Origin of the sequence: Kluyvera sp. NPDC087067 (assembly GCF_044745165.1) — a bacterium.
GTDB lineage: Bacteria > Pseudomonadota > Gammaproteobacteria > Enterobacterales > Enterobacteriaceae > Kluyvera.
Genome location: NZ_JBIUZS010000007.1, coordinates 45,428 through 60,208, shown reverse-complemented (window position 1 = coordinate 60,208; position 14,781 = coordinate 45,428). Strand labels below are relative to the sequence as shown.

General features: G+C 55.3%; 9 protein-coding genes. 3 read left to right on the top strand and 6 right to left on the bottom strand.

Going from position 1 to position 14,781, the window contains the following annotated elements; translation table 11 throughout:
• Window positions 1–151: 151 nt before the first annotated feature.
• Complete coding sequence (opgB, locus tag ACIPDS_RS17340) at window positions 152–2,446, top strand: phosphatidylglycerol--membrane-oligosaccharide glycerophosphotransferase (protein ID WP_400738438.1); 2,295 nt, start codon at window positions 152–154, stop codon at window positions 2,444–2,446.
• An 83-nt stretch (window positions 2,447–2,529) separates the two neighbouring features.
• On the opposite strand, the gene tsr is transcribed toward opgB, so the two are convergent.
• The 3 genes from tsr to ACIPDS_RS17325 form a co-directional block, all read right to left on the bottom strand.
• Entirely contained in the window at window positions 2,530–4,194 is a 1,665-nt protein-coding gene (gene tsr / locus ACIPDS_RS17335; protein WP_400738435.1) for a methyl-accepting chemotaxis protein, read from the bottom strand.
• A 220-nt stretch (window positions 4,195–4,414) separates the two neighbouring features.
• The gene (locus ACIPDS_RS17330; RefSeq protein ID WP_400738432.1) at window positions 4,415–5,425 is read right to left on the bottom strand and encodes an Ldh family oxidoreductase; all 1,011 of its coding nucleotides are present in this window, start codon (window positions 5,423–5,425) and stop codon (window positions 4,415–4,417) included.
• A gap of 98 nt (window positions 5,426–5,523) precedes the next feature.
• Window positions 5,524–6,540: a zinc-binding alcohol dehydrogenase family protein gene (locus ACIPDS_RS17325; RefSeq protein ID WP_400738429.1), complete on the bottom strand. Its 1,017-nt coding sequence runs from the start codon at window positions 6,538–6,540 to the stop codon at window positions 5,524–5,526.
• Between the two features lie 145 nt (window positions 6,541–6,685).
• On the opposite strand from ACIPDS_RS17325, the gene ACIPDS_RS17320 reads away from it, so the two are divergent.
• A complete protein-coding gene (locus ACIPDS_RS17320; protein ID WP_400738427.1) occupies window positions 6,686–7,603 on the top strand; it encodes a GntR family transcriptional regulator in 918 nt (305 codons plus the stop codon).
• Here ACIPDS_RS17320 and ACIPDS_RS17315 read toward each other — a convergent pair.
• From ACIPDS_RS17315 to ACIPDS_RS17305, 3 genes are read right to left on the bottom strand one after another with little or no spacing between them, the layout of a single operon-like run.
• Window positions 7,600–9,762 (bottom strand): glycosyl hydrolase family 28 protein, encoded by a 2,163-nt coding sequence (locus ACIPDS_RS17315; RefSeq protein WP_400738425.1) that lies wholly within the window; start codon window positions 9,760–9,762, stop codon window positions 7,600–7,602. The two genes, ACIPDS_RS17320 and ACIPDS_RS17315, sit on opposite strands and share 4 nt — an antisense overlap.
• A gap of 15 nt (window positions 9,763–9,777) precedes the next feature.
• Window positions 9,778–10,860: a glycoside hydrolase family 105 protein gene (locus ACIPDS_RS17310; RefSeq protein ID WP_400738422.1), complete on the bottom strand. Its 1,083-nt coding sequence runs from the start codon at window positions 10,858–10,860 to the stop codon at window positions 9,778–9,780.
• An 11-nt stretch (window positions 10,861–10,871) separates the two neighbouring features.
• Window positions 10,872–12,161 (bottom strand): ABC transporter substrate-binding protein, encoded by a 1,290-nt coding sequence (locus tag ACIPDS_RS17305; RefSeq protein WP_400738419.1) that lies wholly within the window; start codon window positions 12,159–12,161, stop codon window positions 10,872–10,874.
• A gap of 424 nt (window positions 12,162–12,585) precedes the next feature.
• On the opposite strand from ACIPDS_RS17305, the gene btsT reads away from it, so the two are divergent.
• The gene (gene btsT / locus ACIPDS_RS17300; RefSeq protein ID WP_400738417.1) at window positions 12,586–14,736 is read left to right on the top strand and encodes a pyruvate/proton symporter BtsT; all 2,151 of its coding nucleotides are present in this window, start codon (window positions 12,586–12,588) and stop codon (window positions 14,734–14,736) included.
• Window positions 14,737–14,781 lie beyond the last annotated feature (45 nt).

Genomic DNA, 14,781 nt, shown 5'->3' with positions numbered 1-14,781 from the left:
ATATCCACAGCAAAATATTGGTTATTTATAAACCAATTCTGAACAACAACACACTTTCACCACGTTAGAATTGCAGACAGATGACAGCGCAATTACATTGTGATGTTAATTTCTGTTCCGCCAGCGCGTCTGGCGCTGTTGAGGACGTGTAGTGTCAGAGATGTTATCCATTGCGCTCTTTTTGGCTTCCATTGCAATCTATGCCTGGAAGGCAGGGCGAAATAGATGGTGGTTTGCCGCCACCCTTACGGTACTGGGCCTGTTTGTGGTCCTGAATATTACCCTGTACGCCAGCGACTATTTCACCGGCGATGGGATCAACGATGCGGTTCTCTACACCCTGACCAATAGCCTGACCGGCGCGGGCATCGGCAAATATATTCTCCCAGGCGTCGGGATTGTCGTCGCGCTTATCGCCGTATTTGGTGGCCTCGGCTGGCTGCTACGCCGACGTCGCCATCATCCTCACCACTTTGGTTACAGCCTGTTGGCGCTCATTCTCGCGGTGGGTTCTGTAGACGCCAGCCCGGCATTTCGTCAGATCAGTGAACTGGTAAAGTCTCAGTCACGCGACGGCGATCCTGACTTTGCGGCCTACTACAAAGAACCGTCCAAAACGATCCCCAATCCTAAACTGAATCTCGTCTATATTTACGGCGAGAGCCTTGAGCGCACCTACTTTGACGAGCAGGCATTTCCTGACCTCGCACCGGAGCTTGGCGCGCTGAAAAATGAGGGGCTGGATTTCAGCCACACCATGCAGCTTCCGGGCACCGATTACACCATCGCGGGCATGGTCGCCTCGCAGTGCGGCATCCCATTATTTGCCCCGTTTGAAGGCAATGCTTCAGCCTCGTTGTCGAGCTTCTTCCCGCAAAATATCTGCCTTGGCGATATCCTGAAAAACTCCGGCTACCAGAACTATTTTGTACAGGGCGCTAACCTGCGCTTTGCCGGTAAAGACGTGTTCCTGAAGTCCCACGGATTTGACCATCTGTACGGCGCGGAAGAGCTGAAAGGCACCGTCGCCGACCCGGCCTACAAAAACGACTGGGGCTACTACGACGACACCGTGCTCGACGAAGCGTGGAAGAAATTTGAAACGCTCTCCCGCGAGGGCAAACGCTTCTCGCTGTTCACCTTAACCGTCGACACCCACCACCCGGACGGTTTTATCTCGCGCAGCTGTAACCGCAAGCGCTACGACATCAACGGCAAGGCGAATCAATCGTTTAGCGCAGTGGCCTGTAGCCAGGAGAGCATTGCCGAATTTATCAATAAGATCAAAGCATCACCGTGGTTTAAGAACACGGTAATCGTGGTGTCCTCCGACCATCTGGCGATGAAAAACACTGCCTGGGATGAGCTCAACAAACTCGACCGCAGCAATCTGTTCTTCGTCATTCGCGGCGATAAACCGGATGCCCAGGAGCTGCTGGCGGTGAAGCGCAGCACCATGGATAACGGCGCAACGGTGCTCGATTTGCTCGGCGGCGATAACTTTATTGGCCTTGGCCGCAGCAGCCTCTCCGGGCAGTCACTGTCCGAAGTGTTCCTCAACATGAAAGAGAAAGTGCTGGCCTGGAAACCGGATATCATTCGTTTGTGGAATTTCCCGAAAGAGATCAAAAACTTCTCGGTCGATACCCAGAAAAACATGATCGCCTTCTCAGGCAGCCACTTCCGTCTGCCGCTGCTGCTGCGCGTCTCGGATAACCGTGTTGAACCGCTGCCAGAAAGTGAATACTCCGCGCCGCTGCGCTATCAGTTAGCCGATTTTGCGCCGCGCGATAACTTTGTGTGGGTCGACCGCTGCTACAAGATGGGGCAACTGTGGTCGACAGAATTATCCCTCTCCACGGACTGGTGTGTGTCTCAGGGCCAGTTGGGCGGCGAGCAGAAAGTGCAGCACATTGATAAAGCCCTGTGGAATGGGAAAACGGAGTTTAAAGATACCGTCATTGATATGGTGCGTTACAAAGGTAACGTCGATACGCTGAAAACCGTTGATAACGATATCCGCTATAAGGCCGACAGCTTTATCTTTAACGTGGCGGGCGCGCCGGAAGAGGTGAAAAGCTTTAGCGGTATCTCCCGCCCTGAGTCGTGGGGACGCTGGTCGAATGCGCAACTGGGCGAGCAGGTGAAGATTGAATATCAACATCCGTTGCCCAAGCGCTTTGATTTAGTGATTACCGCCAAAGCCTTTGGCCCGAATGCGGATAAACCGATTCCGGTACGCGTGGGCAAAAATGAGCAGATCCTGACGCTCAGCAACGACGTCACGACCACCACGCTGCACTTTGATAACCCGTCGGACGCCAGCACGCTGGTGATTGTGCCACCTGCCCCTCAGTCAACCAATGAGGGCAACATTCTCGGTCACTCACCGCGTCAGTTAGGGATTGGGATGGTGGAAATTAAAGTGGTGGCTTCAGAAGGTTAATCGCACATTGCTTGACGTTAATTCCCTCCCGGCTTTGCACCGGGAGGGAATGACTTAACGCGCCCGGACTGGGCGCGTAGGTTTTAGAAGGTTTCCCAGTTTTCGCCGCTATCGGTCACGGCGGCTTTACGCAGCGTCGTCGGCGCAGGCGCTGCCGCACTTGCTGGCTCACGCTCGGCATTGGCCTGGCCTTGCTGAATGCGGAACACCGCCACGGCCTGAGTCAGGCGGCTTGCCTGCTCTTCCAGCGCCGCTGCCGCTGCCGCCGATTCCTCAACCAGCGAGGCGTTCTGCTGGGTTACGCGATCCATTTCCGCCACCGCCAGCCCAACCTGGTCAATACCCCGGCTCTGCTCATCGGAAGCGGAGGCAATTTCCCCCATGATATCGGTCACGCGGGTCACCGCATTGACGATCTCACCCATGGTTTCACCAGCGCTTTCCACCAGCGTAGAACCGAGGTCAACGCGGTTAACCGAGTCTTCAATCAGGCTCTTAATTTCGCGAGCGGCCTGGGCGCTGCGCTGCGCCAGGTTACGCACTTCACCGGCGACAACCGCAAAGCCACGTCCCTGTTCACCGGCACGAGCCGCTTCCACCGCGGCATTGAGCGCCAGAATATTGGTCTGGAAGGCAATACCGTCAATCACGCTGATAATATCGGCGATTTTCTGCGAACTGGCGGTGATATCACGCATGGTCTGCACGACGTTATCCACCACTTTACCGCCCTTCTGCGCGGTTTCCGATGCCGAGAGCGCCAGATGGCTGGCCTGACGGGCATTTTCGGCGTTCTGCTTCACGGTGGCGGTGAGTTCTTCCATGCTGGCAGCGGTCTCTTCCAGCGAAGCGGCCTGCTCCTCGGTACGTGAAGAAAGATCGTTATTGCCCATGGCAATTTCACTCGCGCCGCTGTAAATCGCATCGGCCCCCTGACGCACTTCCCCCACCGTGCGGGCGAGTTCGCCCTGCATGTGGCGCAGAGAATGGGCCAGCTCACCCATTTCGTTGTGGCTTTCAACATCGATGCGTTTAACCAGATCGCCACCCGCAATATGGCGGATGCTGTCAATTAAACGATTCAGTGGCGCGATAAGTATTTTGCGCACGCCAAGCCAGACAAAGACGATCACCGCCAGTACCACAATTATCACGCTAAACAGGATCCACATCGCCTGGGTGTAAGAGCTATTGCTGTCTTTCACCGCCATCTCGTACAGCCTGTCATTTTGCTGCCGATAATTGTCGTAAGCTTTCTCAAAGCCGTCCTGGTAACTCTGGGTTGGTTGATCGAAGAAGTCGTTAATTTTGCCAGCGCCGAGCAGTTGGATCAGTTCAGACAATGCCCCGTGGTAGATATCGTAGTTACGCTGAATATCCAGCACCGCCGCTTCACTTTGACGCGGATCGCGCGGCATCGCCTCATACTCGGCCCAGCGTTTTTCCGCTTCGGCCAGCGATTTGCTGGCAATCTGCATCAGTTCGGTCACGGTAGCTCCGCTGCCGATATTGTTCTGATCCATCATGTAGCGGATACCGGCACGGTTTAACGTATTGCGGGTTTGCAGCAGCGCAACCCAACTGCCGTTAAGTCCCGATTGCTGCTGACGTACGGTTTGCAGGATGGTGAAGTTTTCTTTGTCATGCTTGAGTGAGTTAAAGAACAAACCACCCGATGCTAGCTGCAACAGGCCAAATAACACCAAAACCAGCACAAGGCTGGTAACAATTTTAAGACGGTTTAACATGTTTCTCTTTCCTCCAGGCGAATAACAATTTTTCGGCGGGAAAAAGAAAAACTTTATAGAAATTGTGACTATTAATACGGGGAATGGCACGATTTTACGTCAGCCGTGAGGGGCTCCCCGGGGTCGGCGTAAACGCCTCGCCCGGGCTACATTTAGGGATAGCCACAAATGTAGCCCGGCCAAGCGCAGCGCCGCCGGGAATGCTCAGAGGCAGGCAATATTATCCGCGCAGCGCGCAAATCTCATCGTACAGGCGACGAGGAATCTCCAGTCCCTGCTTCTCACTGTGCTCACGCGCCAGATAGCGACGTTCACCCGGCAATCTCGCTCCCTGTGCCTGCATCCCGCTAAACAGCGTTTCGGCGCGTGCCAGATGCGCATCGGCCTCTGCGCCCAGGAAACGCTGCGGGTCGAGCGCCAGAATCAATTCACCGCCGTACGGCAGGCCGCCCGCCCCGTTATCCCACGCCAGGGATTCGGCGCTGGTCATATCGCCAATCAGCGGCCCGGCAAACAGTTCGACCATCGCCGCCAGCGCAGATCCTTTATGACCGCCAAAGGTCAGCATTGCCCCCTCCAGCACCGACTGTGGATCGGTGGTTGGCTGCCCGTCGCTATCAATCCCCCAACCTTCTGGAATCGCCTTGCCCGCCCGCTGATGTAGCTGAATTTCCCCGCGCGCCGCCGCACTGGTTGCCATATCAAAAATAAACGGCGGCTTGTCGCCGCGTGGCCAGCCAAAGGCAATCGGGTTGGTACCAAATAACGGTTGAGTGCCACCAGCCGGTGCCACCCAGGCGTGGCTTGGCGTACAGGCATAGCCCACCAGCCCAACATCGGTCAGCGGTTCCACGTCGGCAAACAGCGCCGAAAAATGCACACAATGATTAATCGCCAGCGCCGCAATGCCGCTGTGGCGCGCTTTCTCAATCAGCAGCGGCAGCGCCTGTTCATATGCACACAGCGAATACGCGCCCCGAGCATCCGCTTTAACGATGGCCGGTGCCTGATCAACGATAACCGGCTTCGCATCAGCTGACACCTTGCCCTTGCGCAGCGTCTCCACAATCCCCAATAGCCGCCACAGGCCGTGCGACGCACAACCGTCACGTTCGCCCGCCGTCACGTTACGCGCAATCGCGTCGGCGTGAGGTTGGGAAAATCCATTCGAGCGCAGAACCTCAAGGGCTAGCGCATAGGCATCATTGAGCGCGATGTTTACCGTGGTCATTCTTGTTCTCCAGAGTGTCAGGCAGGTAGAGGCGCGGGTTTTACTTAGTTAACATAGTGATTTTCATCACATTTATAGGGAACCGCGCCAGCGATGTTCTATCCGAACTCTATCACGCCTTTAATCAACTGTGGATTGTTGATGACCTCTTGCTCATAGGTGCTACCCAGTTCATCAAAGCGCAACCGATGAGTCAGTAGCATCTCTGCGCGCAGCAACCCGCGCTGCATCAGCTCCCCAACGTGCGCAAAGTCCGCCGCCGTCGCATTGCGACTGCCCATCAAGGTGGTCTCTTTTTTATGGAACTCCGGGTCAGAAAACTGTAAATCGCCTTTAAACAGGCCAACAAAGACAATGCTGCCGCCGTGACGGATCAGATCCACCGCCTGATTCATCGACTGCGGGCTGCCGGTGGCGTCGATCACCGTCTGCGGTAAATTACCGCTAAAACCGTCACGTAATCGATCGTGGAAATCCGTAGCCAGCGGATCCAGCGTTGGCAGATCCAACTGGCAAGCCACATGATCGCGCCGTTGCGGATGGGTATCCGCAACCATCACCTGCGCCCCATGTGCTTTGGCGATTGCCGCCGTGCCCAGACCAATCGGCCCGGCGCCCACCACCAGTACCGCATCCTCCGGTTGAACCGCCGCCCGTCGCACCGCATGCGCGCTGATGGCGAAGGGTTCAATCAGCGCCACGGCTTCTGGCGCAATGCCCTCAGCCAGCAGGATATTTTGCTGCGGCACGCTCAGGTATTCACTGAACCCACCATCGCGATGGACACCGATCACCGCGATATTTTCGCAGCAGTTGGTTCGTCCACTACGACAGGCGCTACACTCATGGCAGGCGACATACGGGATCACCGCCACCTGCTGCCCCACGCGCCACGAGTTCACACCGCAGCCCAACGCCGCGATGTCGCCACAAATCTCATGGCCTAAAACTCTCGGATAGCTGAAAAAAGGCTGTTTACCACTCCAGGCATGAATATCGGTTCCGCAAATCCCCACGCTCTTAACTTTTATTAACACCTCATTTTGTTGGGGTTCTGGAATATTCCGGCATTGCCACGTTAATTCCCCCGGTTGCTGACAGACTAATGTTTTCATTATTCTCTTCTCCGCTTCTTCTTTTTCGTTATCCTTGTTATTGTCGATAAGCAGATATTTCCTCAGCGGCGTGATTCATTGTTGTGAATATCAGCGCAGAAAGATGTTTTAAATTCGTCTTTAATCATCAGCAGGAGGATGCGCAATGAGCCGTTCGCAGAATTTACGTCGCAGCGTGGTGAACCAAATAATTGAAGGCATTGCGAAAGGGCATATCCCCTCGCCGCTGCCGGTACAGTCGGCGCTCGCCGAGATGTTCAACATCAGCCGCACCACCGTCAGGCATATGCTTTCACATCTTGAACAGCGCGGCGTGCTGGAAAAAATAGGCAGCGATTACATCATCATACGCAAGCCCGATGCGCTGGATGGCTTCGAATGTACCGATGCCTCGCTGGAGGAACAGACGCGCATTTTTGAGCAGGCATTTTTCTCGATGATAAACCAGAGGCAGCTTAAAGCCGGGGAGGTCATCAGTGAAATTCAGCTGGCCAAAATGGCCGGTGTGAGCCCGGTTGCCGCCCGAGAATACTTATTAAAATTTGGCCGTTATAACCTGATCGTCAGTGAAAAACGCGGGCTATGGCGGATGAAAAATTTCGACCGCCAGTATGCCGAGCAGCTTTTTGAATTGCGTGAAATGTTAGAGTTACATGCCCTCCAGCGTTTTTTAATCCTACCTGATGACGATCCACGTTGGTTGCAGGCAAAAACCTTATTGGAATATCACCGACAATTAAGAGACAGCATTGGCGACAATGTTAAAACGTTCTCTCAGCTTGATCATGAATTTCATGGTTTATTACTCTCCGCTGCCGATAATATATTTTTCAATCAGTCGCTGGAAATTATCTCGGTTATTTTCCACTTCCATTATCAGTGGGATGAAAGCGATCTAAAACAGCGCAATATTATCGCTATTGATGAACACATGATGATTTTGATCGCGCTTATCTGCCGAAACGATCTGGATGCCACGATGGCGCTGCGCAACCATTTGATGACGGCAAAGCAGTCGATGATCCGTTCGATCGATCAAACTGCCCGCCGCTTATCCGTTTAACGCAGCCGTTTGATCCGCTTGTCCGGCGTATCCTGGTCGCCCACAAAATGGCTGATGGCAAGCATCATCTCCAGCGCTTCATGGCGACGTAAATAGCGGCGCGGGTGGAAACGCCCTTCGTCATCGCAGCTTAAAAAGCCGAAAGCCACCGCCCGCTGGGCATTGGTCAGGTAGATATCACGCAAAATTCGCCCATCGGTGAAGGTCGATATCAGCATCGTGGAGGCATTGCGGTAGGAAACCCCGCAGCTCATCATGGCTACCGTTGCCGCCTCTTCGCGACGAATAGGCCTATCCGGGAGAAATTTCCCCTTTTGCAGCGCCATCATGCCACGGCGGATCAGGGCATCTATCGCCGGATACCAGACCGAATCGGTCGGAAAGTCGGCAATCTCCAGGCCGCTGGCTGAGTGGTACTGTAAGCCCCACAGCCGAATGACCATCTGCGCCAGTTCAAAGCGGGTGATGCATTCGCCACCGCTCTCGGCGCCAACAATTCCCCGCGCGCGCAGAATGCCGGTATTCACCGACTCGCTGTTTTCCAGCTGGATGCTGCTTTCTGGCTGAATTTTCCAGGCTTTACTCACCAGATGCATGTCGCCGTATCTCACCTGGCAACGCACAAAGCGGCCGGCCATGGTTGGGGTCAGCGCCAGAATGTCTCCCTCAGCCAGCGCCGCCATTGGGCCGTCTGCCGTTTTGCCGATCCACCAGCAATAATGTAGCGGCGCCTCATCGTTTCCCGGTAACCGCGCCGAGGCACGTAGATAATCCCCCGCCTGCGGCAGCCCGCGAATAAACAGCTGAACCGGACGCGGATAGGCCAGTCCGTTAATGGTGACGTTTTCCATCTGCACGCCGCTGCCCCAGTGGGCGGCATGAAGCGGGTTTTCTACGTCGGTGATATGAATATCTTTTAGCACCAGCCCATCAATGGGCGACTGCGGCAGCCCTTCAATAAACAGGCCGTATTCACCGCCGCTGGCTTGCAGATCTTCAATAACGATATTGCGAAAACGCGGCAGATGATCGCCGTATATCCCTTCGGCGTAGTTCATGGTGGCGTGAACCACCGCATCGCGCACCCGCTTCACCCGCGAATGACGCAGCCAGACGTTTTCAATAATCCCCCCGCGCAGGGCGTTGGCCTTCAGGCGCAGAGGATAGGTCAGCGCCGGACTGTCAAACTCATTACCGACAGCGAAAACGTTGCGAATACCGCCGCTCATTTCGCTGCCCAACGCAATGCCACCGTGGCCGTCAGCAAAACGGTTATTGCGGATAATGATGTTTTCACAGGGAATATTTGCCTCGCGCCCGTCACGGTCGCGCCCGGATTTAATGGCAATGCAATCATCACCGGAGTCAAACAGGTTATCTTCAATCAGCACATCACAGCAGCTTTCAGGATCGACGCCGTCGTTATTATGCCCGTGCGATCGCAGCGTCATTGCGCGCACGGTGACGTTGCGACACATCACCGGGTTCACCTGCCACATCGGCGAGTTGCGCAGGGTCACCCCCTCCAGCAGCACGTTGTGGCAGTGCAGCGTCTGAATAAACATCGGCCGTAAATAGAAACCATCGCCAAAGCGGCGCTCGGATACCGGCACGCCGCTTTGATTCATCTCGCGAAGCCGCAGGCTACCCGCCCGCTGTAGGTTCTGAGCATGGGTCGACCAGGCGTGTTCAATCTGATGCGTCCAGTGCCACCACACGCTTTCGCTGGCTTGCCCGTCCAGCACGCCGTGGCCGGTCAGGGCGATATTGTCGGCACGATGCGCGTAGATGAGCGCCCGGTAGTTCCACAGCGGCGAACACTCCCAGTGACCGTAGGCCAGCGGATAGTTCGCCTCGGTGGTTTGTGTAGTAAACAGCAGCACGCTGTCGCGGTTTTGCAGATGCAAATTGACGTGACTGAGCAGCTCTAGCGAACCGGTCAGAAAGCGGCCGGAGGGGATCACTACCCGTCCACCGCCCAGCGCATGGGTTTCATTTATCGCCCGCTGGATGGCGTCGGTATCGAGCGTCGTACCATCACCGACCGCGCCGCAGTCCCGCACGTTAATATCACGCGCCGGGAACTGTGGGTCACGGATCCGTGCCAGAATTTTTTTCTCTTCCTCCACGCTCAGCATTACGCTGGGGTTTGTTGTCATGACCTTATCCTTAAGTTATGAGTTCAAATGGGCAAGCGCTTCCCCAAGTGCCAGCATGGCCAGCGATTGCCCGTAGGCGCGCTGACGAACGCGAATATTCAGATAGTGTTGAAGATCCCGCCCTACCGATGTTCCAGCCGACACATCCGCCACTTCCCCTTGTTCACTGATACGCGCAATCAGCGCCTGCACGCCCGCCCAGCCAGCATCCCGACAGCGGCCATCCACCAGGCCAAGACGCGCGCCTTTTAACAGCGCGTAGGTCAGCCCGGCGGTGCCTGAAGCCTCTTCATAGCTTTCGGGATGATCGATAAGCGTCGACCACATGCCGTTGCTGTGCTGGTAATGCACTGCCGCTTGCATCTGGCGGACAAACGCCTCGCGAATAAACCGGGTATTCGCCGTCTCCTTTGTCGCCATCTCAAGAAAATCGACGCTCCCCACCGCCGCCCAGCCGTTACCGCGCCCCCAGAGCGCGGCAGCATAGTTGTTGCGCTCGATAAAGCTCCAGCCGTGCATCCACAGCCCGCTGCGGCGGTCGACTAAGTATTTGATGTGCAGTAAAAATTGATATGCCACATCATCCATGTACTGCGGCTGGCCGAGCAGTTGCGAGGCTTTGGCGTGGAACAGACCGCTCATAAACAGCGTGTCGACCCACAATTGTTCTTCGTTCAGATGGTCGCTGGTGCAGTGGGTAAAACCGTTTTCCTGAGTGCGCAGCAGCCGCTTATCGATCCAGTCGGCATACTCGGCAATTTCCGCCAGCCAGCGCGTTTCGCCCAGTTCCGCAGCCATGCAGGTTGCGGTCAGCATCGGCGCCATTCGGTTAATGTTCTTTTCGGGCAGCCCTTCCGCCTGCCGACGGGCAAACCAACCGTTCAGGTAGGCCAAATAGCGCGGTTCGTGAGTAATCTTGTACAAACGCCAGATGCCGTAAATCCCTACGCCCTGCGACCAGTCCCAGTTTTCAATCGACAAATCAGAAGCGATAACCTTCTGTTTTTTAAGCTCAGCGTCGTTGGTACGCACCACAATCACTTCATTAAACAGCGTATCCAGCTTGCTTAAAATGCTCTCTTTTAATAATTGCGACATAACCACCTCATTCACATGATCTTTTTCAGCACCCGCTGCCCGCGCTGCGGGAACTCATCGGCCAGTTGTTCAAGGGTTAATTGCCCATAGTCGTAGCGCTGTACCGCATCAAGGAAATAAGCGAGCAGCTGTGGGTTTTCAAACCACGGCGACGGCTCAATATTGCCCGCCAGTTTTTCAACCTGCGCCAGCCCCTGCACCTGAATCTGGCTGCTATCCAGCACGCCGTCTTGTTGCAGCACTTTCACCGCCTCGGCGCTCAGCGGCACGCCACGCTGGAGGCCCATTGCTTTCACGCCCTGCGGGTCATTAAGCAGGAAGTTAATCAGCTTTGCCGCAAGTTCCGGGTGACGACTGTTCTTACCCACTGAGAACATCATTGAGGGTTTAAAGAAAATTCCGGCATCGGTCGCGCCGGGGATCATTGGATACGGGCCAACCTCCAGATGGGCAGGCGCGCGCAGGCTTCCGGCAAACGTGCCGTCGGTGCTCCAGGTATGGACGCCGCCAATTTTGCTATCAAGCCACGGTTTAATTTCCCAGGCGTTGGCCTTACCGAATGACGACAAATATTTCATCGACGGAATGACGTGGTTATCCACCAGCTTTTTGTATAGACCGAAATAGTCCAGCCACTGCTCGCGACTGTAGGTGAAGGTTTTTTTCTGTGGGTCAATCATCGGGATATTGTATTTCTGCACCATATACGAGTTCAGAAACGTCATGATGGTGGTGTCATGATTGGCGAGAATAAACGGGTAGTAATCCTCGCCGAGCTTATTTTTAAACGCTGGCCCTGCGGCGATCATTTGTTCCCAGGTTTGCGGGTACGCGACGCCCGCTTTTTTCCACAGCTCCGGGTTGTAGTACATCGACCGTCCGGTCATTGCCACCGGCACGCCGTTGAGTTTGCCGTTCATGGTGACCAGTTGCTTCCCCTGATGGGAGAATTGGCTGAGATCGATAACCGCAGCCTGGCGATTAATGTCGTAAAAACCGTCGCCCTTTTTTGAGAACATCACCAACCAGTTCCAGTTGATTTGCATCACATCCGGCTCGGTATTGCCTGCCAGCTGCGTACTCAGGCGCGAGAGATAACCATCCCAGCCGCTCGGTTCGGTATTAATTTTGACGTCAGGGTTTTGCGCTTCGAAGGCTTTAATCGCCTCGGTGGTCGCCTGATGTCGCTGGTTGCCGCCCCACCACGACATGCGTAATTCAGTGGCTGAATAGCCTATCGCCGGACACAACATTCCCAGGCCCAGAACGCAACACATGGCTTTTATCCGCACATTTTTCATTGTGTTAATCCTTTTGAGTAAAACAGGTCGGCGGTCTAAGTCGCTCACCGTCCAGAGGTCAGTCAAATAGTCGGGAAAAAGGCGCGGCATGAGGTCGGTCATCAGCCGGAGTTGTGATCAATTAGTGACAATAGTGTTTTTTATTGGTTTTTAATCATACGAAGAACGTGGTAGAGGGTCGGAGGCGCGAAAAAAACTTGCGATCTCAATCACATATTTCCTCGTTGCTCAGAGCTTGCTCAACCGCTCATCCCCGCACGCAACCGCTTAGCCCTGACTTTCAACCGCTCACCCACTTACTCAACTTTACGCGCGCGTCAGCTGGCAAACTTGTCCCCAGCATCAACGTCAATACCTCCTCAAAGCAAACTTAAAACAACGGCAGCTTCGGCTGAAAATTCATCTTAAATAGCCAGGTTTTACTATGGATACTAAAAAGCTATTCAAGCACATACCCTGGGTGATTCTTGGAATCATCGGCGCATTTTGCCTTTCGGTCGTCGCCCTACGCCGCGGTGAGCACGTCAGTGCCCTGTGGATCGTCGTGGCGTCGGTTTCTGTGTATCTGGTGGCGTATCGCTACTACAGCCTTTACATCGCCCAGAAGGTGATGAAGCTTGACCCGACGCGTGCAACGCCGGCGGTCATTAATAACGATGGCCTGAACTACGTGCCGACCAACCGCTACGTGCTGTTCGGCCACCACTTCGCCGCTATCGCCGGTGCGGGCCCGCTGGTAGGGCCGGTACTTGCCGCACAAATGGGCTACCTGCCGGGTACGCTCTGGCTGCTGGCAGGCGTGGTACTCGCGGGGGCGGTGCAGGACTTTATGGTGCTGTTTATCTCCACGCGCCGTAACGGTTCCTCGCTGGGTGAAATGGTCAAAGAAGAGATGGGCCGCGTGCCGGGCTCCATTGCCCTGTTCGGCTGCTTCCTGATTATGATTATCATCCTGGCGGTGCTGGCGCTGATCGTTGTAAAAGCGCTGGCGGAAAGCCCGTGGGGCGTGTTCACCGTCTGCTCAACCGTGCCGATTGCCCTGTTTATGGGTATCTACATGCGCTTTATCCGCCCGGGTCGCGTAGGCGAAGTGTCGGTGATTGGTATCGTGCTGCTGGTTGCCTCTATCTACTTCGGCGGCGTGATTGCCCACGACCCGTACTGGGGCCCGGCGCTGACCTTTAAAGACACCACCATCACCTTTGCGCTGATTGGTTACGCCTTCATCTCCGCGCTGCTGCCGGTATGGCTGATTCTGGCACCGCGTGACTACCTCGCGACCTTCCTGAAAATCGGCGTGATCGTCGGTCTGGCGCTGGGTATTGTTATCCTGAACCCTGACCTGAAAATGCCTGCAGTGACCCAGTACATCGACGGTACCGGCCCGCTGTGGAAAGGCGCGATGTTCCCGTTCCTGTTTATCACCATCGCTTGTGGCGCCGTCTCTGGCTTCCACGCGCTGATCTCCTCAGGCACCACGCCGAAACTGCTGGCGAACGAGAACGACGCTCGCCTGATTGGTTACGGCGCGATGCTGATGGAATCCTTCGTGGCGATTATGGCGCTGGTGGCGGCTTCCATTATCGAACCGGGTCTGTACTTCGCGATGAACACCCCGCCTGCGGGCCTTGGCATTACCATGCCAAACCTGCATGAGATGGGCGGTGAAAACGCGGCAATGATTGCGGCACAGCTAAAAGATGTTACCGTCCATGCGGCGGCGACGGTCAGCTCGTGGGGCTTTGTCATTACGCCTGAGCAAATCCTGCAAACGGCGAAAGATATCGGCGAACCGTCGGTACTGAACCGCGCAGGTGGCGCACCGACGCTGGCTGTTGGTATCGCGCACGTATTCCACAAAGTGCTGCCGATGGCCGATATGGGCTTCTGGTATCACTTCGGGATTCTGTTTGAGGCGCTGTTTATTTTGACCGCGCTGGACGCCGGTACTCGTGCAGGACGCTTTATGCTGCAAGACCTGCTGGGTAACTTCGTGCCATTCCTGAAGAAAACCGACTCTCTGGTTGCCGGTGTGGTTGCCACCGCAGGGTGTGTTGGTCTGTGGGGCTACCTGCTGTATCAGGGCGTGGTCGACCCGCTGGGCGGCGTGAAAAGCCTGTGGCCGCTGTTCGGTATCTCTAACCAGATGCTGGCCGCCGTGGCGCTGGTACTGGGTACGGTTATCCTGATTAAGATGAAGCGCTCCAGATACATCTGGGTAACCACTATCCCGGCTGTCTGGCTGCTTATCTGCACCACCTGGGCGCTAGGTCTGAAACTGTTCAGCAGCAACCCGCAGATGGAAGGCTTCTTCTACATGGCGGGCCAGTACAAAGAGAAGATTGCTGCCGGTGGCGAACTGACTGCACAGCAGATTGCCAACATGAACCATATCGTTATCAACAACTACACCAACGCCGGTCTGAGTATTCTGTTCCTGGTGGTGGTGTACAGCATCATCTTCTACGGTTTCAAAACCTGGATGCAGGTGCGCAATAGCGATAAACGTACCGACAAAGAGACACCGTATGTGCCGGTACCTGAAGGCGGTGTGAAGACCTCTTCACACCACTAAACCTGATGCCGGATGGCGCTACGCTTATCCGGCCTACAATCAGTA

What these genes read in the sequence shown, in the direction of transcription:
- tsr (WP_400738435.1), bottom strand. Translation starts at nt 4,194, where the DNA reads ATGTTAAACCGTCTTAAAATTGTTACCAGCCTTGTGCTGGTTTTGGTG.
- ACIPDS_RS17330 (WP_400738432.1), bottom strand. Translation starts at nt 5,425, where the DNA reads ATGACCACGGTAAACATCGCGCTCAATGATGCCTATGCGCTAGCCCTT.
- ACIPDS_RS17325 (WP_400738429.1), bottom strand. Translation starts at nt 6,540, where the DNA reads ATGAAAACATTAGTCTGTCAGCAACCGGGGGAATTAACGTGGCAATGC.
- ACIPDS_RS17320 (WP_400738427.1), top strand. Translation starts at nt 6,686, where the DNA reads ATGAGCCGTTCGCAGAATTTACGTCGCAGCGTGGTGAACCAAATAATT.
- ACIPDS_RS17315 (WP_400738425.1), bottom strand. Translation starts at nt 9,762, where the DNA reads ATGACAACAAACCCCAGCGTAATGCTGAGCGTGGAGGAAGAGAAAAAA.
- ACIPDS_RS17310 (WP_400738422.1), bottom strand. Translation starts at nt 10,860, where the DNA reads ATGTCGCAATTATTAAAAGAGAGCATTTTAAGCAAGCTGGATACGCTG.
- ACIPDS_RS17305 (WP_400738419.1), bottom strand. Translation starts at nt 12,161, where the DNA reads ATGAAAAATGTGCGGATAAAAGCCATGTGTTGCGTTCTGGGCCTGGGA.
- btsT (WP_400738417.1), top strand. Translation starts at nt 12,586, where the DNA reads ATGGATACTAAAAAGCTATTCAAGCACATACCCTGGGTGATTCTTGGA.